Source organism: Sorangium sp. So ce836 (assembly GCF_028553905.1).
Taxonomy (GTDB): Bacteria; Myxococcota_A; Polyangia; order Polyangiales; family Polyangiaceae; genus Sorangium; species Sorangium cellulosum_D.
Genome location: NZ_CP102233.1, coordinates 12478332 through 12498688, shown reverse-complemented (window position 1 = coordinate 12498688; position 20357 = coordinate 12478332). Strand labels below are relative to the sequence as shown.

Annotated in this window: 14 protein-coding genes; 6 read left to right on the top strand and 8 right to left on the bottom strand. The window is 71.9% G+C overall.

Features of this window, described 5'->3' with window-relative positions; translation table 11 throughout:
* Nucleotides 1-3 precede the first annotated feature (3 nt).
* Nucleotides 4-1056, bottom strand: a complete 1053-nt coding sequence (locus NQZ70_RS45605) for a hypothetical protein (RefSeq protein ID WP_129579828.1) — start codon at nt 1054-1056, stop codon at nt 4-6.
* 293 nt (nt 1057-1349) lie between these two features.
* Between NQZ70_RS45605 and NQZ70_RS45600 the strand changes: the two genes are divergently transcribed.
* The gene (locus NQZ70_RS45600) at nt 1350-1682 is read left to right on the top strand and encodes a polyhydroxyalkanoic acid system family protein (RefSeq protein ID WP_129579827.1); all 333 of its coding nucleotides are present in this window, start codon (nt 1350-1352) and stop codon (nt 1680-1682) included.
* Between the two features lie 163 nt (nt 1683-1845).
* On the opposite strand, the gene NQZ70_RS45595 is transcribed toward NQZ70_RS45600, so the two are convergent.
* The 3 genes from NQZ70_RS45595 to NQZ70_RS45585 all read right to left on the bottom strand — a co-directional run bounded on the left by NQZ70_RS45595 (nt 1846) and on the right by NQZ70_RS45585 (nt 4736).
* The gene (locus NQZ70_RS45595) at nt 1846-2829 is read right to left on the bottom strand and encodes a sigma-70 family RNA polymerase sigma factor (protein ID WP_129579826.1); all 984 of its coding nucleotides are present in this window, start codon (nt 2827-2829) and stop codon (nt 1846-1848) included.
* 20 nt (nt 2830-2849) lie between these two features.
* Nucleotides 2850-4145, bottom strand: a complete 1296-nt coding sequence (locus NQZ70_RS45590; RefSeq protein ID WP_129579825.1) for an NAD(P)/FAD-dependent oxidoreductase — start codon at nt 4143-4145, stop codon at nt 2850-2852.
* 108 nt (nt 4146-4253) lie between these two features.
* Complete coding sequence (locus NQZ70_RS45585; protein WP_272826937.1) at nt 4254-4736, bottom strand: Dps family protein; 483 nt, start codon at nt 4734-4736, stop codon at nt 4254-4256.
* Between the two features lie 286 nt (nt 4737-5022).
* Between NQZ70_RS45585 and metG the strand changes: the two genes are divergently transcribed.
* Together metG and NQZ70_RS45575 are read left to right on the top strand one after the other, a co-directional pair.
* Entirely contained in the window at nt 5023-7095 is a 2073-nt protein-coding gene (gene metG, locus NQZ70_RS45580; RefSeq protein WP_129579823.1) for a methionine--tRNA ligase, read from the top strand.
* 66 nt (nt 7096-7161) lie between these two features.
* Nucleotides 7162-8754: a sensor histidine kinase gene (locus tag NQZ70_RS45575; protein WP_129579822.1), complete on the top strand. Its 1593-nt coding sequence runs from the start codon at nt 7162-7164 to the stop codon at nt 8752-8754.
* Nucleotides 8755-8792: 38 nt separating this feature from the next.
* Here NQZ70_RS45575 and NQZ70_RS45570 read toward each other — a convergent pair whose 3' ends face one another.
* The 3 genes from NQZ70_RS45570 to NQZ70_RS45560 form a co-directional block, all read right to left on the bottom strand.
* Entirely contained in the window at nt 8793-10280 is a 1488-nt protein-coding gene (locus NQZ70_RS45570) for a hypothetical protein (RefSeq protein WP_129579821.1), read from the bottom strand.
* A 396-nt stretch (nt 10281-10676) separates the two neighbouring features.
* Nucleotides 10677-12125: a non-reducing end alpha-L-arabinofuranosidase family hydrolase gene (locus tag NQZ70_RS45565; protein ID WP_237244654.1), complete on the bottom strand. Its 1449-nt coding sequence runs from the start codon at nt 12123-12125 to the stop codon at nt 10677-10679.
* A gap of 178 nt (nt 12126-12303) precedes the next feature.
* Nucleotides 12304-13836, bottom strand: coding sequence for an RICIN domain-containing protein (locus tag NQZ70_RS45560; protein ID WP_165374492.1), 1533 nt, complete (start codon nt 13834-13836; stop codon nt 12304-12306).
* 1302 nt (nt 13837-15138) lie between these two features.
* Here NQZ70_RS45560 and NQZ70_RS45555 point away from each other — a divergent pair.
* On the top strand, nt 15139-16347 hold the full coding sequence (locus NQZ70_RS45555) for a cytochrome P450 (protein ID WP_129579820.1): 1209 nt from the start codon (nt 15139-15141) through the stop codon (nt 16345-16347).
* Nucleotides 16348-16361: 14 nt separating this feature from the next.
* On the opposite strand, the gene NQZ70_RS45550 is transcribed toward NQZ70_RS45555, so the two are convergent.
* Complete coding sequence (locus tag NQZ70_RS45550) at nt 16362-17261, bottom strand: PaaI family thioesterase (protein WP_129579819.1); 900 nt, start codon at nt 17259-17261, stop codon at nt 16362-16364.
* Nucleotides 17262-17431: 170 nt separating this feature from the next.
* Between NQZ70_RS45550 and NQZ70_RS45545 the strand changes: the two genes are divergently transcribed.
* Nucleotides 17432-18817, top strand: a complete 1386-nt coding sequence (locus NQZ70_RS45545; protein WP_129579818.1) for a sigma-54 dependent transcriptional regulator — start codon at nt 17432-17434, stop codon at nt 18815-18817.
* 477 nt (nt 18818-19294) lie between these two features.
* Entirely contained in the window at nt 19295-20119 is an 825-nt protein-coding gene (locus tag NQZ70_RS45540) for a hypothetical protein (protein ID WP_237244653.1), read from the top strand.
* Nucleotides 20120-20357 lie beyond the last annotated feature (238 nt).

Genomic DNA, 20357 nt, shown 5'->3' with positions numbered 1-20357 from the left:
GGCTCAGCGGGGCGGCGGCCTCGGCAGGTCGCCGTCGGCGCCGCTCGCGCCGTTCGCGCGGGCGCGCGCCCCGAGCACCCTGCGCCGGGCGCGGCGGAGCGTGAGCTCGGCGGCCTCCTCGTCGGTCCGGAAGCGGTCCTCGAGCGCCGCGAGCAGCTCGTCCGACCAGGGCTTGCCCTCGGTCGCCTCGATCGCCTCGAGGAGCAGGCGCGCCCGCGCGCGCCGCTCGATGTCGGCGCGGTAGCGCTTGCGCTGCACGAGCAGCATCGTCACCCAGACCGCGAGCGCGACCGCGGCCGCGCCGAGCAGCCAGGTGATCGTGCTGACGAGCTGCGCGCCCTGGTCGGCGAGGTGGCCGATGCGCGAGAGCATCGAGTCGTCCCGCCGCTCGCCCCGCTGCTGCGCCTCGATGAGCGCGTCGTTCGCGCCGGCGACCATCTCGCGGGCGACGACGCGCGCCGTCTTGCCCAGCGCGCGCTGGAATTCCTCGCTGCCGAGCAGCGACGTCACCCCGGGGCCGAGGTCCTCGGCGATGACCGCCCGGAGCGCGGGGCCGAGCTGCTCGCGCATCGCCGCCGCCACGGACGGGCCGAGATCGGCCTCGTCGAGGCTCTCCTTGAGCTGCCGGACGCTCGCCTCCACCAGCGAGCCCGCCGCGCGCTGGAGCTCGCGCCGCCCGTCCTCGTCGAGCGCCCCGCGCATCGCGCTCCGCACGACCCCCCGCGCGTACTGCGCGGTGAGCTCGTCGACGCGCGCGGCCCGGTCCTCCTCGCTCAGCGAGGCGAGCGTGCCGTCGATCAGCCCGGCGACGAGCTGCCGCTGCGCCGCCCTGATCTCCGGGCTCGCCATCATCCGCGCGACGCGCCGCTGGGTCTCCGCCTCCTCCAGCTTGCGGAGCCCCTCGTCGATCGCCGCCGGCGTCTGGACCCGGGCCACCTCCGCGTCCACCGAGGTGATCCGCGTGGGGAGGGCGCACCCGCCGGCGCCGAGCGCCAGACAGAGCGCGGTGAGGAGCCCTCCTCGTAGACCGCCGGATCGAGCGCCTCGCGCACGCATGAGAGGGCGCTTTGCATCGCCGGTGCCCGCCGCCGGTCCGTCGCGCCGCGCGCGCCGAAGCCCGCCGCGCACGCGCGCGAGCCCACAAAGACCTGCAATTCCGCCTCGTGGCGAAATGCCACAGAGCACAGAAGTGAGCCAATCGCGCGCCGGAGGGCCGCGAGCTCCGCGCATCCGTGATATCTCACCGATGGAAATCGGCCGGGCGCAGCGCCCGCGAGCGGACGCCCCCGGCGGACGGCCCCCGGGCCGATTCTCGCGATGTGCCCCCCAACGAACTGCGAGGTCCCATCATGAAGCACACGATTGAGCACGACCTGAACGACAGCGAGGCGAAGGTGGCCACCGAACGAGCGATCGCGCAGTACCGAGAGCGGTACGCGGAGTACGAGCCGTTCCTCGTGTGGCGCGACGAGAAGCGCGCCGAGCTCGGCTTCTCGGTGAAGGGGGTCAAGCTGAAAGGCAGCATGGAGCTGCGCCCCGGCGCCGTGGACGTCGATCTCGACGTGCCGTTCCTCCTGCGCCCCTTCAAGGGAGTGGCGATCGCCGCCATCGATAAAGAGGTTCGCCACTTCATCGAAGAGGCGCACAAGGAACGGGCGCAGGGCGGGGGCAAGACCGCCTGAGCGAGCGGCCTGATCCGCCGTGGACATGAGCGTGCGCCGGCGCTATGTTGGTGCGACAGAATTCACTTCGCCGGCCGAAGCACGCCTCGCAACATGACTCACTCCAGTGCTCGGCCGGCAGGGGCTGTCTCCTCGCCGCGCGCCCTCGATCTCGCCGCGGCGCTCACGGCGCGATGGCCCTGACGGCCGTCAGCTTCTGCGAGGCGAGCACGATGTGGATGGCCGTGATGCGGCCGCGCGCGTCGACGTCGCAGCGGATGACGTACCGGGGCGCCAGCCTGTCGGCGGGGGCCCCGCGCTCGACGACGAGGCCGGGGAGGCCGTTGAGCAGGCGGACGTCGTAGCGGAGGTCTCCGTCGCCCTCGTGCCTCAGCAGGCCGACGAAGAGCCGCGCGACCCGGCTCGGGCCGACGACGATCCGGCGCGCGGCCCTGTACTCGCCGTCCGCGTCGCTGACGACGCGGACGCCCTCGCTGAGGAGGGCCTCGATGGCGGCGACGTCCTGCGTGGCCAGGGTCTCCAGGAAGCGCGCGAGCGCCGCGCCCGACCGCTCGACGAGCTCGGGCGAGGGGCGGCAGCGCTCGCGCTCGTACGGCTCGAGGGCGCGGCGGGCGCGGTGGTGCGTCGTCTTCACGCTCGCCTCCGACAGGCCGAGCGCGTCGGCGGTCTCCTGCACCGAGTAGTCGAAGACGTCGCGGAGCAGGAGCACGGCGCGCTGCCGCGCGGTGAGCGCCTCGAGCGCGATCAGGAAGGCGAAGGACGCGCTCTCGAGCAGATCGTAGCGGCCCTCGGTGCCGTCCTTGCCCGGGATCTCGAACGACGGCGGCTCGGGCTCCGCCTCGATGGGCGAGGGGAGCCACGGGCCGTCGTAGGCGCGGCGCTCGCGGCGCCGCAGGGCGTCCCGACCGAGGTTGAGCGCGACGCGCGCGAGCCACGGCCGGACGGGCTCTTCCGTCCTCGCGGGCGGGCGCTCCAGCGCGCGGACGAACGTCTCCTGCACGATGTCGTCCGCGTCGGCGGCGCTGCCGGTGAGCCGGTAGCAGAGCGCCCAGAGGAAGCGCTCGTGCTCGCGGTAGCTCGCGGCGACGAAGCTCGGCGGCGGGGCGAGCGCCGCGCGGGGAGCGGAGGAGGCCGTGGAGCTGCTCATGGATCGCCCGGGTAACCCCGTCACGCCGCGCGGTCGAGCGTCCATCGCGCGCGCGCGAGGACGGCCGCGGCGGCGTCCCGCGCGCTGCCGAGGCTCGCGTCGGCGAGCATGCCCGCCGGTCCGACCCAGTCGCCCGCGAGGTAGAGCCCGTCGACACCGGGGACGCGGACGCCGGGGCGCCCCGCGTAGCCGCCCCCCTCCGCGGCGACCACGGCGTTGGAGACGACGAGCGAGGGCAGGAAGCGGCGCTCGACGAGCGCGTCGCGGTAGCCCGGCTGCGCGCGCTCGAGGAGGTCCTCGAGCTCGCGCTCGGCGTCGCGGCCGGCGAGCTCGGGGCCGTACTGGACGGCGTGGAACAGGGCGCCGCCCGCGGGGGCGAGGCGCGCGACCTCGGAGTGGAGCGACAGGTAGAGGGGGCGGTCGACGCCGAGCACGACGCGGCAGCGCGGGCGGGGCAGCCGGGACAGCGCGACGTCGAGGCACGCGGCGCGGACCGGGACGGCGCGCTCGGCGTACGCGGCGAGCGCCGGCACGTCGGGCGCGAGCGCGGCGGCGGCGCGCGGGCTCGCGGCGACGAGCGCGGCGCCGGCGCGGAGGCGGTCGCCGTTCGCGAGCTCCACGAAGGCGACGGCGCCGCCCTCGGCGGCGACGCGCGTCGCCCGCACGCCCGTGAGGATCTCGACGCCGGCCGCCGCCGCGGCGGCGCGCAGGCCGTCGACGAGCGTCTGCCAGCCGCCGTCGAGGTAGAGCACGCCCTGGCTCAGGGCGAGCTGCACCTGGGCGAGCGCGGCGCCGGCGCTCTGGCGATCGGCGTCGGCGCAGTAGGTCGTCAGCCGGACGAGCATGCCGACGAAGCGGCGCACCTCGGGCGTCCGGAAGGCGTCGCGGAGCCAGGTCGAGACCGGGACCGCGTCGAGCGGGGCGGGGCGCATCGCGGCGAGGCCGCCGAGGACGCGGCCCACCTCGAGCTTGGCGGCGAGGCCGAAGAGGCCCGTCGTGAGGAGCGACAGGGCGCCGGACGGCAGGGTGTGGAGGGCGCCGCGGTCGAGCGCGAGCGCGCCCGACCCGGGCGGCGGCGCGCCCGTGTACCGGACCCCGAGCTCGCGGAGCACCTCCTGCGCCGGCCCGCCGCGGTAGAGCGCGTGGGCGCCGAGGTTCAGCGAGAAGCCGTGGCCCTCCTGCGTGACGGCGCGGCCGCCCGGCGCGTGCGCCTTCTCGATCACGGCGACCGACCGGCCCGCCCGCCCCAGGTACGCCGCCGCGGCGAGGCCCGCGAGCCCGCCGCCGACCACCACCACATCCTTTGTGCGTTCCATCACGGTTTCCCTTTCCTGGCGGTACCACGATCGGGGGTCCGGAAAGGTTACGCGCGCCCGGTCGATTTTCGGGGCGGGCCCGGAGGGGGAGGGGAGGCGGGCCGGGGCTCAGGTGGCGCGGACGAGGGGCGTGTCGACGAGGTGCTCGGAGAGGAACCACACGTGCATCTCGTTCGTGCGCAGGACGTCGCCCATGAGCAGGTCGGCGGTGCCGGCGTCGTCGCTCTGCGCCGTCACCTTCAACGCCTCGCGCGTGTCCGCGATGACCACCTCGTGGGCGTCGAGCAAGCGCGAGATCTGCACCGGCACCTGCTCGCGGCCGCGGGCCGGTCGCTCGATCCTCGTCATCTCCACGACGTCGTGCGCCATGGCGACGGCGATGCCGCCCAGCGTCTGCACCCGCTCTCCGAGCATGTCGATGAGCGCGCTCTGCTCCTTGAAGTGCTTATCGAACAGGAGGTGGAGCTGGTAGAAGGTCGGTCCGGACACCTGCCAGTGGTGCTTCTTGTAGAGATCGCGGAGGACGAGCGTGTCTGTCAGGATCTGATTCAACGCGCCGACGCTCAGCGCGCGAGCCTTTGAGCTCAGCACCAGCTGATAATCCACGACGGTCCCGAAAGGCTGGATCTCGGTGCTCCGCTGCCGGAGCAGAGGCTGGGCCTCGAAAGCTCGCGTCTGTCCGCCCTTGCCACGTTGTTGCCGGATCTTCGACGACATGATTCACCCCCCCGTGTGATCGGTCCACCCGGTACCTAGGGCGGCTGCCCGCTATGTCCAAGGCCAGCGGGCTCCGCGCGGGGCGGCGGGCAGCGGCCCGCGCGCCGGGGCGCATCGGCGCTCGCCTCCGGCCGGGATCTCGTGCAAAGTCCGGCGCAGCATGAAGAGGCTCCTGCTCACCAGCGCGCTCCCGTACGCCAACGGGCACATCCATATCGGCCACCTCGTCGAGTACACGCAGACGGACATCTTCGCGCGCTACTGGCGCATGGCCGGGCGGCGGTGCGTTTACCTGTGCGCCGACGACACCCACGGCACGGCCATCATGATCCGCGCGCGGCAGGAGGGGCGGAGCGAGGCCGACGTCATCGCCGACATGAGCGCGGCGCACCAGCGCGATTTCGCGGCGTTCCAGATCCGGTTCGACCATTACGGCAGCACGAACTCGCCCGCGAACCGGGCGCTGTGCGAGCAGATCTGGGCGTCGTTGCGCGAGCGCGGCATGGTGACCACGAAGGACGTCACGCAGCTCTTCGACCCGAAGGAGGGCATGTTCCTGGCGGATCGGTTCGTCAAGGGCACTTGCCCGAAGTGCGGGGCCGAGGACCAGTACGGCGACAGCTGCGACCGGTGCGGCTCGACCTACGCCGCCACGGATCTGGTCGAGCCGAGGAGCGCGCTCACGGGCGCGCGGCCCGAGGTGCGGAGCGCGCAGCACCTCATGGTGGCCATCGAGCCGGAGCGGCCGTTCCTCTCGACGTGGACGCAGGGCGAGGGGCGGATGCCGAAGGAGATCGCGAACTACCTGGCGGGCCACTTCCTGTCGGAGCCCCTCCGCGACTGGGACGTGTCGCGCCCGGCGCCGTACTTCGGGTTCGAGATCCCCGACGCGCCCGGGAACTACTGGTACGTCTGGTTCGACGCGCCGATCGGGTACATGGCCGCGAGCAAGGAGTGGTGCGACCGGGAAGGCGAGGCGTTCGACGACTGGTGGCGATCCGAGGAGACGGAGATCGTCCACGTCATCGGGAAGGATATCGTCTATTTCCACACGCTCTTCTGGCCGGCGATGCTGCGGGCCGCGCGCTTCTCGCTGCCTTCCCGCGTGCAGGTGCACGGGTTCCTCACGGTGAACGGGGAGAAGATGTCGAAGAGCAAAGGCACGTTCGTGCTGGCCTCGACGTACCTGAAGCACCTCGACCCGGCGTACCTCCGCTATTACTACGCGAGCAAGCTGAGCTCGAAGGTCGACGACATCGATCTGAACCTGGAAGAGCTCGTGAACAAGGTGAACGCCGAGCTCGTGAACAAGGTGGTGAACCTGGCGAGCCGGTCGTCGCGCTTCGTGGCCCAGACGGGCCTGTCGGCGGCCTACCCGGACGACGGGGGGCTGTTCGCGGCGGCCGCGGCGGAGGCGGACGCGATCGGGGCGGCGTACGCGGCGTTCGATTACGCGCGGGCGACGAGGATCGTCGTGTCGCTGGCGGATCGGGCGAACGAGTATGTCGACCGGATGCAGCCGTGGGCGCTCGCGAAGCAGCCGGAGAAGAAGGCCGAGGTGCAGGCCGTGTGCACCGTGGCGCTCAACCTGTTCCGGCAGATCGTGATCTACCTGGCGCCCGTGCTGCCGAAGCTCGCCGACGACGTGGCGCGGCTGCTCGGGTGCCCCATGGACCGGTGGGAGCTCGCGAAGACGCCGCTTGTGGGGACGCCGGTGGCCGCGTATGAGCACCTCATGAAGCGGGTCGATCCGGGTGCGGTGGAGAAGATGATCGCGGAGGGCCGCCCGGCCGAGGCGGCGGCGGAGGCCCCGGCGGCGGCGGGAGCGGCGGTGGCGGGAGCGCCGGCGGCGGGCGGGGGCGCGGCCGCCGAGGACGACGGCGCGGCGCTCGCCAAGGAGCCGCTCGCGCCGGAGTGCACGATCGACGACTTCACCAAGGTCGACCTGCGCGTGGCGCGCATCGTCGCGGCGGAGCACGTGCCCGAGGCGAAGAAGCTGCTCAAGCTGACCGTCTCGCTCGGCGGCGAGGCGCGGCGCACGGTGTTCGCCGGGATCAAGGCGTATTACAAGCCCGAGGACCTCCTCGGGAGGCTCGTCATCGTGTGCGCCAACCTGGCGCCGCGGAAGATGAAGTTCGGCCTCAGCGAGGGAATGGTGCTCGCGGCGGGCGACGAGACGGTGCACCTCCTGGCGCCCGACTCGGGGGCGAAGCCGGGGATGCGGGTGCACTGAGGCGAGTCCCTCGCTTCCCCGCTGTCTCCAGCGTTATCGTGCCGGCCTCCACGCCGCCGAGGCCCCATGAGACCGCTGGTCGCTCTCGCGTATTACCCGCTCTGGGCCGTGGCCGTGACCGTCGGCGTCACCGCGCTGCGCCTCGGTCGCAACGTGGGCCGCGGCCTCGTCGCCCTCTGCTTCTTCCTCGCCTTCTGGGTCACGGGGCTCATCCTGCTCGAGACCGACGGCACGGTCGCCCTCGCCGAGCGCGTCCTCCCGAGCGGGATCATCGTCGCCGCCGGCCTCGCCCACGCCTACGCCGACGTCGCCGGCGCCTCGCGCCGCCCCGTCGTCGTGACCTACGCCGTCAGCGCCGCGGTGGCGCTGCTCGGGGCCGTCTCCCCGCGTCTGCTCTACGGCCCCGCCGCCCGCTCGCCGGGCCCGCTGTTCCTCCCGCTCGCCGCCGTCATGGGCGCCGCCGCGGTCGCGCTCGAGGCCCAGGTCGGGCGCGCCGCGCTCGCGGCCCGGGGGCTCCAGCGGCGGCGCATCGCCGCGCTCTTCTTCGGCAGCGTGCTCGCGACGCTCGGGGGCGGCTTCCTCGTGGTGCTCCGCGTGCATGGGCTCGGGGACGTGCTCCTCGGCGCGCCGGTCCTGCTCCTCGCCATCCTGCTCGTGGCCTACGCCGCGCTCATCGGCGAGCTGGGGCGCTCCCGCCGCGTCTTCGCGCAGGGGCTCGCCTACGCCGGCCTCACGGCGCTCGTCTCGTCGCTCGGGCTCATGGTCTTCTTCAAGGTCCTGCCCGCGCTCGCGCCCGGCGGCGGCGCGTCGCTCCCCTGGCTCGTCTTCGTGATCTTCCTCGTCGCGCTCCCGTCCGATCCGCTGCGCCTGCTCGTCGTGGAGCACCTCGGGCGCCGGCTGTTCGAGCGGCCGATCGGCGTCCGCGACCTCGCCGAGGAGATCGAGCGCGTCGAGGTGCGCGCCGACCAGGCCGAGCGGCTCGCCGAGCTCGGGCGCCTCGCGAGCGCGGTGGCGCACGAGATCCGCAATCCGCTCGGGGTCATCGCCGCGCAGACGAAGCTGCTCGAGCGGCAGGGCGCGAGGCCCGAGACCGTGGCCTCGCTGCGCGGCCAGGTCGACCGGGCGAGGCGGTTCCTCGACGACCTGCTCCGCTACAGCCGCCCGCGGCCGCTCGAGGTGAGCGAGGTCGACGCGCTCTCCACGCTGCGGCTCGCGGCGAGCCACGTTCGGCAGATCGTCGGCGAGGGCGCGCCGCCCATCGAGATCGCGCCTGAGGCGGGCGGGCCGATCTTCGTGGAGGCCGACCGCGGCGCCTTCCTCGACGTCGCGACGGCGCTGCTGCAGAACGCGGCCATCGCGCTCGACGGGGTCGCCGAGGGGCGGATCCGGGCGGTGGTCGCGCGCGAGGGCGGCTCGGTGATCGTGCGCGTGGAGGACAACGGCCCGGGGGTGCCGGCCGAGATCGAGGGGATGCTGTTCCAGCCGTTCGTGACGGGGCGGGGGCGCGACGCGAAGCACCCGGGCACGGGGCTCGGCCTGGCCGTGGCGGCGCGCTGGCTGGAGCGGCACGGGGGCGCGCTGCGCTACGAGCGCGCCCCGGGCGGCGGGGCGCGCTTCGAGGCGCGGTGGCCCGAGAGGGCGGCGGAGGCGGCGGGGTGAGGCCTGGTCGGTGACCGGTTACGCGGTCAGCGACCAGGTCAGTGCGCGCCGTTGGCCCGCGTGAACGGCACGGTCACACCGTTGAGGATCCGCGTCGTCTCGCAGACCCGGCGCCACGGCTCGTGGTACGAGAACATGGCGCCCGTGCCCGCGGGATCCGGCACGGTGAGCTCGGTGCCCGGGGCGGGCAGGCCGACGGGCCCGCCGGCGGGGATGGGCGGTGAGGAGAGGAACGGCGAGAGGCCGGACTGCGCGCCCGGCGGGCGCGGGTCGATGTGCGTGAACGGCGTCGCCAGCTCGGTCGGGCTGTGGCAGCCGTTGCACGTGGCGAGCGCGAAATGGTGGCGCTCGATGGCCTGGAGCGGCGTCGTCGGCGTGTGATCCCAGAACGGCCCCGGCGCGGGCGGGGGCGAGGTCGATTCGCCGCCGAGCAGCGAGGCCGGGACCGGCGTCTGGGTGAAGTCGATCAGGTTGGGCGAGCCGGTCCAGAGCGCGTTGGCGTCGAGGTAGCCGTCGAGCGCGCCCGACGCGTTCAGGCTGTCGTCCGGCGTCTGCTTGGTCGTGTCCGGCCGGAGCAGCGCGGCGTTCGGCCCGAGGCCGACCTGCTGGAGCGTGCTCTCGCGGAGCTTCCAGTCGGGCCCGAAGATGATCTCGTTGGTGCGCACCTGGGCGATGGCGCTGCCGAAGTTGAGCGCGCCGGGCTCTGCCCCCGGCGAGGTGATGTCGGTGAGCAGCGACTCGAGGTGGGCGAGGTACGCGGGCGAGCCGATCGGCCCGAGGGACGGGTCGCTCAGCTTGTGAAAGGCGTTGGCCCAGTCGAACGTCGTGGCCGGAGCCCCGCCGCGCTGCGACGGGAGGCCGTACTCGAGGATGACCGTGGCCGGGAGCGGGCCGCCGCTCGGCAGATCGAAGATGCCGAAGACGAAGCGCACCTCGCCGGCGCTCGGAGGGCCGCCGTAGAGCGGCGAGGGGTCCTGCAGATCGGCGCGGTTGAGGATCGCGAGGAGGCGGAAGGGCGCCTGCGTGATGTCGAGCGGACAGGCGCCCGGGCCGACGATGGGCGCCCCCGGGGCGCAGCCGCTGGCGATGAGCCACGGGTCGATGAGCGTGGGCCGGATGCCCGGCCGCGCCGGCATGGCGAAGCCGTTGACGACGTTCGGCACCTCCCACGCGTGCAGCCACTCGGCCACGAACTCGTGGACGGGCGTCGCGCCGGCCATCTGGCGCATGAGCATGCCGAAGGTCCACGCGGCCGGGGTGCCGCCGGAGGGACAGGAGCCAGACCAGGTGGTGCGGCAGACGTCGTCGACGACGGCGACATCGCGGATGAGCAGCTCGCGGTCGAAGTCGACAGGCAGCGGGAGCGGCGGCCAGAGCGTCGGATTCAAGTAATCGCAATCGGTGACGAGCGACTGCGCCGCCTCGCCGAGCGGACCGTCATCCCCGGCCCCCGAGGTCCCGGTGTCGAGGGTGCAAGCCCCGATCGCGAGGCTGGCCAGTGCGCACAGGATCGATGTTCTTTGCATGGATAAGGAGGCACCTTTCTCGCGTGGCGCGGCTCCATGCCCGCTGGAGCGCGCGGCACGAACGCCCTGGCTGGAGCTCCGGGCGTGGGCACCTGTTCTAAATAAGGAATATCGGTATGTAAAGCGGCTCGGATCACGCGATCGTGGAGTCTCTGTGACTATCCCTGAGTGTCGGGGTGCGATGGAGTGTGAACGTGTATGGTTGTTGTGCGGCGAACGCCTTTATGTGTGGGGGTGGGCGCGCGATTCGGGCCCTGGCTGACCCCGAATTCACCCGGCACGGGGCTCGGTCTGGCTGTCGGGGCGCGCTGGCAGGAGCGGCACGGGGGGGGGCGGCGCGCGCTTCGGGCCGCGAAGGGACAATGCTCCCCCCACGGCGCGCGGGCCGCCGGCCCCTCATTGCTCGCGGAACGTGGCGTCGGCCTGCTGGGCGCTGCCGGACACCGCGCCGACGATCATCAGAAAGCCGGAGTGCCGCATGTACTGCCCGGGAGCGCTGTAGGACTCGAAGGACGACCAGCCGCTGTTCGCCAGGCCGGGGCGGCGATGCCAGGTGGCGTCGCCCCGGAAGCCGGACGACCCGTCGTTCGTGTCCAGCCAGATCTCGCCGCCGCGATGCCGGAGGAAGCGGCCGGGGAAGTTCACCGACTCGAACGAGACGGCGCTCGCGTTAGCGAGCCCAGGCACCACGCGGAACTGCGCGTCCTGGATCGGCGACACCGCCTCATCGATCCGGGCGCGGAAGGCCTGGTGGCGCAGGTACCGGCTCTGGAAGTTGTAGGATTGCAGCTGGCGGATGGTGCCGACCGGCGTCGTGGTCGAGCCGGCCGCGTAGTTGCGGATGACGCCGAGATCCCAGGGGAGCTGCTGGTACGGGGGGCCCGACAGGTTGAGGTTCCCCTGGATGAGGAAGTCGACGCGGTTGATGTCGTTGATCTCGAGCTTCTGGTTGACGCCAGCGCGGATGAGCTCGCCGTGGGAGACGCTCGTGGTCCACCGATCTGCGTTATACACGAGATTGCCGCGCCAGGCCCATTTCTCGGAGATCTGCCGCCACGGCCCGCCGGCGCTCGCCGACGTCCACAGCTCGTAATACCGGTTGTCCTTGAGGTCTTCGACGATGAGGTAGTACTGGCCGTCGGCGAGCGACTTGTAGACGTGCGCGCCTTCGAACGTATCGGTGATGGCCACCGAAGGTGATCCCCAGCCGCCCGGGAAGCTCCCCCGCGCCGTCTTGCGCACGTAGAGCCTGCGCGAGCCGTCGTCAGGGGTGTTGTACAGGTAGCAGCTGGCATCGTCGCAGATCACGTAGTAATCCCAGCCCATGTTGCCGGAGGCGCCCAGCGATTTCGGGCCGGACCACGAATTGGGGTCGGCGATGTTCGAGGTCGTGGCATAGGCCGCGCCGTGTTTCCCGTCCTGGTAGACCAGGTACCACAGGTTGTGCGGCTCGAAGTAGAACACCTGCGGTGCGCAGAAGTAGCTCTCGCCGATCCTGCTCAAGTAGATGTGCGGGGCGGTCCGGAAGCCCTCCATCGTCGTCGCGGACGAATACAGCATCTGCCATCCGCCGCTGGCGTTGGCGCCGGTGTAGAACATGTGATATTTGCCGCCTGAATACACGATGGTCGGATCTTTGACGGCGTAGTGGTCGTAAGGCTCCGCTTTGGCTTTGTACAGGATCGGCGCGTCCACATACCAGGTCGGGTTGGCGACGGCGGCGGCGCCCTCGAGCGAGCCGGCCTCCTCGCTCTCGCCCTCGATCTCCTCCGGGCCGACGACACACGACACGGCGATGGCGCCGGTCGCGGCGGCGAGCAAGGCGTGTCTGGATACGAACCTCATGTCGTTCTCCTCGTCCTTCCAAGGTTGCGCTGCGTGAATCTGTCGACGGCTCGACGCTGCGACGGCGAGCGAAGAGAGCGCAGAGGCATCGGTCGTCGATGCGCTCTGCGCCCTCTGTCGCGTCGTCAGCTCGATGTCTCGACGCGCTGCCGGTGCAGCGGTCGCTCCCTACGGACCGTCAGCGGCCGAGGAAGCCCATGAGCCAGCTCATGGCCGGCCGCATGGTGCCGTTCGAATGCTGGAGGCCGGTGTTGTCCCTCCAGGTGGCGCCGACGATGTAACCCCAGAGGGTGATGCCGGGGACGGCGGGGTGGTTCCAGAACATCTTGAACTGCTCCTCCATCACCTGCCTCTGCCGGTTGTCGTCCGCGATGCCGATGTCGTACTCGGTGATGTACACGGGCTTGCCGAGCGAGGCGAGCTTGTCGATGTACCCCTTCACGGTGTTCGTGTTGAGCTTGTAGGCGTCGTGGGCCTGCGCGCCGAGCGCGTCGACCGGGGCGCCCGCGTTGATCACCGCCCGCGCGATCCGCATGAAGTTCTGGTGATCGCCCTCGTACTCGATGTTGTTGTAGTCGTTGAGGATCAGGACCGCGTTCGGGCAGAACTCGCGGGCCCACTTGAAGGAGTTGACGATCCAGTCGTAGCCGCTGGCGCCGTCGCCGCCGATGCCGTTCTTGTAGGACGGCGTGGTGTGGGGCGGCGGCTCGTTGACGACGTCGATGTACTTCGTGTCGGGGTAACGCGCGCAGAACGCCCTCATCCAGTCGCGTACGGCCGCCTGCTGCTCCGAGCCGGAGAGCCCCCCGATCCAGCTGGGTTGCTGGGCACCCCATACGAAGGTGTGCTGCTTGAACGCGATGTTGTTCGTCTTCGCGTAGTTGTAGATCCTGTCGAGCGCGCTCCAGTCTCGCACGCCGCGGCTCCGCTCGACGGAGCCCCACTTGCCCTCGTTCTCGGGCGTGATCTGGTTCCAGTACCTCGCGAAGCCGTCGCGCACGGCACCGTTGGTCGTGATGTTGCCCACGAACTTCGCCCCGGTGGCGCCGCCGCCACCGCCGCCACCGCCGCCCGCGCCGCCCGCGCCGCCGGAGCCGCCGGAGCCGCCCGCGCCCGAGCTGCTGGAGCTGCTGGAGCTGCTGCTCGAGGCACCCCCGCCGCCGGTCCGGAGCGAGAACTTCTGGTTGTCGCCGTTCGCCCAGCCCCACTGCTGGAGGGCTGCGCCGTCCGCGCTGCCGCCAACGTCCAGGGACTTGCCGCTGTGGCGCGCCGTGAGACGCACGCCGCCGGTGACGTCCGTGAACGACCACTGCTGGTTTTGTCCGTTCCAGCAGGAGTATTGCTGGACGCGGGCGCCGTCGCTGGTGGAGGCGTTGGCGACGTCCAGGCAACGGTTGCTGGCCACGTTGCGGATGCGGTAGTAGCCGCCGTCTGCCGACTCCACGCGGAACTGTTGCCGCGTCGAGCCGTTGCAGCTGGCGATCTGCAAGCCCGCTCCGTCAGCGGTGCTGCCTCCTGCCACCTCGACGCACTTTCCGCTCTGCACGCCGACGATCGTGTAGACCGCGCCCGTATCGATCGTGATGGCGCCGTCGAGCGACCCCCCCTCCTCGGTCTCGGCGTCGTACGCCTCCTCGGGGTCGATGACGCACGACACGGCGAGGATACCCGTCGCCGCCGCAAGCAAGGCCTGCATCGTTCCAAATCTCATCTTGTTCTCCTCTTCCTGTTAAGTAAGTGAAACTAGAATCTTCCCACTGCTCGACGCTGCCCTCGCGTGGGTCGGGGTCGCTCGCCGCGCGCTGAAGGCCCCCGAGGGGCCGCCGCGCTGGCCATTGCCGCTGCGCTGGCCATTGCCGCTGCGGATGAACCTCGCGCGAGATGCGCGCGGAGCGGATAAGTTCGTTCGATGCGCGTCAGGCAGCGCGTCGGGGGTATTTCTTGCTCTCGACTGGCATGTTCGTCAAGTCGATTGTGCATCGCGAGCGGGCATGAGCCTCATGAAGGTGCGATATGCACAGATGCGAAGTTACGATGGTGGTTTGACCCCGACATGGATCGAGGCATCGACCGCGATCGCCAGGCGCGCATGGCGCGCGAAGAGCACCGTAGATCGCCCGTGATCCGCGGGCCGCGCCGGCCGCGCTCGGCAGGAGAGCGCGCTCGAAGAGCTGGAGTGAGATCAAGGAAAGGCTGCGCGCCAGGAGGGCCGCACAAGGCTCCTCCTGGCGTGAAGCGACTCGAGCCGATCGAAGCGGCGCGGACGGTCGAGCGCTGCACAGCGGCCCCGTCATGCGGGCCTGCGCTCCCTCTGCCGCGTCACCGTCTCGGCCGGTGCGCGCCGCCCTGGGCATCGCGCAGCGATGGCTCCCCGGGGTCGTCAGCGCCCGTCAGCGGCCGAGCGAAGCTATGGTACGGCGGGTCGTAAGAGCGTGAAAATCTCGGGTTTCATCGTAATCACCTTCGCGAGAGGGTGATGGCCGACAGACCGACCGGCATGGGGCGACAACCCTCGATCGCTCCGAGGCGCGATCGGGCTGGGCGGCGCGCAGGCCGAGGCCCCGCGTTCCGTCGAGCGGATGCCGGCGGAGCCGGTGGGCGTGCGGGTCGCGGAACGACCTTGCGCCCGGCGCGGGTAGGGCGCGACCGCCGCCCCCGCAAGCGCGCCATCGCACGCGCCCGCGGCGATCGAACGAACGGAGCCGATGCCGGGATCGATCCCGGTGACGAAGAGAGCGGTGCGCATGAGACAACCCCCACGCAGGGCAAAGCCGAAGAATGAGACGATTGTGAGCGCTAACATCTCAGATGTCAATTCCGATCCGCCCTCCCACGGCGTCACGCCTGCGGCATGGCGCGCGCGTAGCTCTCGCGGAGGTGATCCACCAGCGCGAAGGCAAGGTGGTGGCCGCGGAACACACATCCTGCGCCACGACAGCCCGCGCAGGCAGCGCACGGACACGGCCGCAGGCCCTCTGATATTCTGCAAAGCCTCCGAGGAGGCTCTGCTCATATGACCCCTGAGACCGTCGACATCCTCGATCCGGACCTTTACCTCGCGGGCGCGCCGCACGATCGCTTCGAGATCCTCCGCCGGGAGGCGCCCATCTACTGGCACCCCGAGCCGGCGGGCCGGGGGTTCTGGGCGATCACGCGGCACGACGACGTCGCCCGTATCTCGCGCGACCCGGCCGCGTTCTGCTCGGGGCGCGGCCTCTTCATCGAGGATTTCGCGCCCGGGGACATGCGCGACAACCCCGATGTCATGATCATGATGGACCCGCCCAGGCACGGCCGCTTCCGGGCGCTGGTCAGCAAGGGGTTCACGCCCCGTGTCATCCAGCGCCTCGAGGCGCACGTGCGGGAGCACGTGACGCGGCTCATCGACGAGGCCTGCGCGCGCGGCGGGTGCGACTTCGCCAGCGACATCGCGGGCAGGCTGCCCCTGACCGTGATCCTCGAGATGCTCGGCGTCCCCCGCGAGGACCAGGAGCAGATGCTCGACTGGACGATGCGGTTCTTCGGGGCCAGCGACCCCGATTACCGCATCTCGCCCGAGGAGCTGAACACCGTGCTCCGCAACATGAACGCCTACGCCCATGGGCTCGCGGAGGAGCGGCGGAGGTCGCCCAAGGACGACATGCTGAGCCTGCTCATGGCCGCCGAGGTGGACGGCGAGAAGCTCTCCTACACGGAGTTCGGCGGCTTCTTCAATCTGCTGCTGACGGCCGGACACGACACCACGAAGAACCTCATCTCCAACGGGATGCTCGCCCTGATCGAGCACCCCGACCAGCGCCGGCGCCTGCTCGACGACCCATCGCTCCTCCCGACCGCCATCGAGGAGATGCTGCGCTTCTCGCCGCCGGTCTATTATTTCCGGCGCTCGGCGGTGCGGGACACCGAGATTCGCGGGCAGCGGATCGCGGCCGGGGACAAGGTGGTCCTGTGGTACGTCTCGGCCAACCGCGACGAGGACGTCTTCCGGGATCCGCACACGTTCGATGTCGGCCGGACGCCCAACGAGCACCTCTCCTTCGGCATCGGCCCCCACGTGTGCTTGGGCCTCGCGCTCGCGCGCCTGGAGGCGCGAGTCGCCTTCGAGGAGCTCCTGCGCAGGCTCCCCGATCTCGAGGTCGCCGGGCCGGTCGTGCGGCTCCGCTCGAACTGGGTGAGCGGCGTGAAATCGATGCCGGTCCGGTGCGCGCGCCCTGCCGGGTAGCGCGCGCCGGCCGCTCATGATCCGTTCTTCTCGCTGAAGCGGTACACGACCGTCCCGAAGGCGTGCACGATCCGGGAGGCGCCGCCGGCGACGGTGACGTCGGTCCAGCAGATCCGCGCGTCGCGCGCGCGCACGACGGCGCGCGCGACGAGCCCGTCTCCGGGCAACGCCCCGAGGAACTGCGCGCTCAGGGCGATGGTCGCGCCCGATGCCCCCGGCGACGGCGGGACGGCCGTCCATGGGCAGGTGGCGCCCGCGGCGTCGATGAGCGTCAGCACGGCCCCTTCGTGCATGGCGCCCTCGCCGTCGAGGTTCGCCGCGGCGGCGTCCATCGCCATCTCGAGCGCCCCGCGGCGCATGCCCAGGAGGCGCAGCCGCCTTCGCGACAGGAACGGACTGCCCGCCATCGCCGCGCGGATCGCTTCCGAGACGCCGCTCGTCGCCTCGTCCGCGGGCGCGACGAAGTCCCGCCCTTCCGCGGGGAGATCGGAGAGGGGAGGGGAGCCCGCCGGTGCGCCGTCCGGCCCGGCCTCGCTCACGGTCGACGACGCGTGCGCGACCGCATTCCCGTCCGCGTCCCTGATGAGCGCCTCGAAGAAGCCCAGCTCGCGCACGCGGCGCACGGCGCGCGTCTCGACCGTCACCGCCTTGCGCGCCGCGCGCACGTAGCCCACGTGCATCGAGACGGTGCGGAGCGGCGGCGCGACCGCGCGGGCGGGCTCGCGCGCGATGGCGTGCGCGGCGATCGGCACGAGCGACGCGAGCGCGCCGCCGTGGACCAGCCCGAACATGGTATTCCGCTCGTCGAAGGGCAGAGCCAGGCGCGATTGCGCGTCGTCGGCGGCCTCGATCTTCACCCCGAGGTCGGCCGGGTAGGAGCCGTCCTCGAACCGCGTCCTGATGTTCTCGGTCATGCCGTAGTCTCCAGAGATCGGCCGGAGTCGTCCAGCCTCGCGCGCCGGGCGCGGCTCCCTCCGGCCGCGCGCCGTCGCGGGCGGCGCTGCTCGGTGGAGCGGGGGAGAGCGCCGCGCCGCGCCCCCCGACAGGCCTGGATCGGCGCCCGGGCGCCGCGGTACGGTCACCCGTGACCGAGACTGTCCTGCTCATCGACGACGATCCGGGGTTCCGCGACGCCTACCGCGAGCTGCTCGCGCTGGAGGGGTATACGGTCGCGGAGGCCGGGGCCGCCCCGAAGGCGCTCGCGGAGCTCCGCCGCACGAGCGCGCGCCTCGTCGTGCTCGACCTGATGCTGCCGCCGTCGGGCCGCCCCGAGGAGGGCGCCGCGCTCGCCGACAAGATCCTCGCCGAGCGGCCCGCGGCCAAGGTGATCGTGGTCTCCGGCGCGGGCGAGACGCCGCTCGCCTTGCGCCTCGTCGAGCGCGGCGCGTACGACTTCCTGGCCAAGCCCGTCGATCCGGACGTGCTGCTCGCCGTGGTCGCGCGCGCGGCGGCGCGCCTCGCGCTGGAGGACCGGGTGACGGAGCTCGAGCGCTCGCTCACGGCCCGCGAGGGCGACGCCTCGGCGCTGCTCGGGCAGTCGCCGGCGTTCCTCGAGGCGAAGACGCTCTGCGAGCGCGCGGCGCCGACCGACGTGCCGGTGCTCATCACGGGCGAGTCGGGGACGGGCAAGGAGGTGTTCGCCCGTTACCTGCACGCGAGGAGCCGGCGGAAGGACAAGCCGTTCATCGCGGTCAACTGCGGCGCGCTCGCGCCGACGCTCCTGGAGTCGACGCTGTTCGGCCACAAGAAAGGCGCGTTCACGAGCGCGATCAAGGACGCTCCTGGCCTGTTCGTCGAGGTCGACGGAGGGACGCTCTTCCTCGACGAGATCGGCGACATGGATCCGGCGCTGCAGGTGAAGCTGCTGCGGGCGCTCGAGACGGGCGAGATCCTGCCCGTCGGCGCGGCGCGCCCGCTGACGGTGGACGTGCGCATCGTGTCGGCCACGCACCGGTCGCTGGAGTCGATGGTCGCGAACAAGACGTTCCGCGACGACCTCTACTGGCGCGTGCGCGGGATCGAGATCGCCTTGCCGCGCCTGGCCGACCGCGTGGGCGATCTGCCGCTGCTCGCGCAGCACTTCCTGAACATGTCGCGGGCGCTCGTGCCGCGCTCGCCGGCGACCACGATTTCGCCCGGCGCGATGCGGCGGCTCGAGGCCTGCGACTGGCCCGGCAACCTGCGCGAGCTCCGGCACGAGATGCAGCGCGCGCTCGTGATGGCCGGGGGCCGGGGAGAGATCCTCGAGGAGGACCTCTCCCCGGCGCGGCGAGGCGGCGCGCCCGCGGCGTCGGCGGGCGACGAGCCGGCCGAGGGGGCGACGCTGGAAGAGAAGATCGCGGCGCTGGAGCGGCGGGAGATCGCCGCCGCGCTGCGGGCGACCCAGGGGAACAAGAGCCAGGCGGCGGCGCGGCTCGGGCTGTCGCGCCAGGGGCTGCTCAACAAGATGGATCGTCACGGACTGAAGTGAGCTGTCCGTTCATGCAGTGGTGAAGAACAATTCCGACCCATAGGGAACGACCTCGGTATCTGCCGGCGACCGAAAAAACATGAGCCGCGCCGCGCTCGGGCCGGCACTGAAGGACCGGAGAGCGCGGCTCGCCATGATCCATCGCTCGTACTGCGCCGCCCAGGGGCGTCCCTGGTCTCACGAGAGAGGGAGCCACAGAGGCACAGAGAGCACAGAGGGAAGAGAAGAAGAGAGCGAGATGATCGACTCTCTACCTCGGTGCCCTCTGTGAGTCTGTGGTTCTGTTTCTCCCCATCGCGGACCAGGGACGAACCTGGCACGAGGTACCAGCTCAGGCCGATCGAGGCCGTGTCCCCGTCATCACGGGGCCACGGTGCCTCTCGATCGGCGCGACGCCGGCCGCTCTGCACGCGCGATATCGGTCGCTCGCTCCTCTCCGGGGGCGAGCGCTGCGGATGAGCAATTTCAGGAGGAGTCATGACGCTTTGCAGGATGGTGGTTGTGGGGTGTCTGTCGCTGGTGGGCTCCGCCCTCGCCGCGTGCGCGAACAGCGGTGCGGAGCGGCTCGGCGAGGGGAACGGCAACGTGGACGTGAGCCCGACGACGTGGGAGGACGGCGGCTGCACGCTCACCCAGGGCTACTGGAAGAACCACGAGCCGAACTGGCCGGTGTGGTCGCTCACCATCGGCGGCGTGACGTACTCCCATGAGGAGCTGCTCGAGCTCTTCCGGACGCCCCCGCGCGGCGACGCCAGCCTGATCCTGGGCCACCAGCTCATCGCGGCGCTGCTCAACGTGGCGACCGGCGCGAGCGACGCCGCCCTCGACGGGGCGCTCGCGAAAGCCGACGCGTGGATGGCCGCCAACAAGGACGCCGACGGCCGGCTCCCGTACGGCGTGAAGCGCGGCAGCGCGGCCGACGAGGCCGTGTCGCTCTCGGGCACGCTCGCGTCCTTCAACGAGGGCGGCATCGGCCCCGGCCACTGCGACGACGGCCCCAGCAGCGGGTCCGGCAGCACGGGCAGCGGGTCCGGCAGCACGGGCAGCGGCGAGTGGGGCGAAGGCGGCAGCGCCGGCGGCGAGGGCGGCAGCCACGGCGGCGAGTGGGGCGAGGGCGGCAGCGCCGGCGGCGAAGGCGGCAGCGACGGCGGCGAGTGGGGCGAAGGCGGCAGCAGCGGCGACCCCGGCGACGGCGAAGGCGGGTCCGGGTCGGAAGGCCCGGTGTGCTCGGATCCGTGCAGCGACGGCTGCGGCGACGGCTCCGTCTGCATCCTCGGCTGCTGCGCGTTCGTTCCCAACTGAACCGCCTTCCAACGGGCGCACCGAACGCGGCTCGCGCCCGCCGGCGATCCTCGCGCGACGGCGGCGCCAGAACCACCTCTCATCCCCATCACGCATCACGCCGCCCCGTCGCGCCGCCGCGTCGGCCCGCCCGACGAGCGTAAAGCCGATCAGCGCACCGACGGCTGCGCCGCGGTCGAAGCGCACCGACGGCTGCGCCGCGGTCGAGGCCGAGCTGGTCCAGCGCGAGAGCACCGCC

Excerpts from the sequence above, each read along its gene's own strand:
- NQZ70_RS45605 (WP_129579828.1), bottom strand. The coding sequence starts at position 1,056 with ATGCGTGCGCGAGGCGCTCGATCCGGCGGTCTACGAGGAGGGCTCCTC.
- NQZ70_RS45600 (WP_129579827.1), top strand. The coding sequence starts at position 1,350 with ATGAAGCACACGATTGAGCACGACCTGAACGACAGCGAGGCGAAGGTG.
- NQZ70_RS45595 (WP_129579826.1), bottom strand. The coding sequence starts at position 2,829 with ATGAGCAGCTCCACGGCCTCCTCCGCTCCCCGCGCGGCGCTCGCCCCG.
- NQZ70_RS45590 (WP_129579825.1), bottom strand. The coding sequence starts at position 4,145 with ATGGAACGCACAAAGGATGTGGTGGTGGTCGGCGGCGGGCTCGCGGGC.
- metG (WP_129579823.1), top strand. The coding sequence starts at position 5,023 with ATGAAGAGGCTCCTGCTCACCAGCGCGCTCCCGTACGCCAACGGGCAC.
- NQZ70_RS45575 (WP_129579822.1), top strand. The coding sequence starts at position 7,162 with ATGAGACCGCTGGTCGCTCTCGCGTATTACCCGCTCTGGGCCGTGGCC.
- NQZ70_RS45570 (WP_129579821.1), bottom strand. The coding sequence starts at position 10,280 with ATGCAAAGAACATCGATCCTGTGCGCACTGGCCAGCCTCGCGATCGGG.
- NQZ70_RS45565 (WP_237244654.1), bottom strand. The coding sequence starts at position 12,125 with ATGAGGTTCGTATCCAGACACGCCTTGCTCGCCGCCGCGACCGGCGCC.
- NQZ70_RS45560 (WP_165374492.1), bottom strand. The coding sequence starts at position 13,836 with ATGAGATTTGGAACGATGCAGGCCTTGCTTGCGGCGGCGACGGGTATC.
- NQZ70_RS45555 (WP_129579820.1), top strand. The coding sequence starts at position 15,139 with ATGACCCCTGAGACCGTCGACATCCTCGATCCGGACCTTTACCTCGCG.
- NQZ70_RS45550 (WP_129579819.1), bottom strand. The coding sequence starts at position 17,261 with ATGACCGAGAACATCAGGACGCGGTTCGAGGACGGCTCCTACCCGGCC.
- NQZ70_RS45540 (WP_237244653.1), top strand. The coding sequence starts at position 19,295 with ATGACGCTTTGCAGGATGGTGGTTGTGGGGTGTCTGTCGCTGGTGGGC.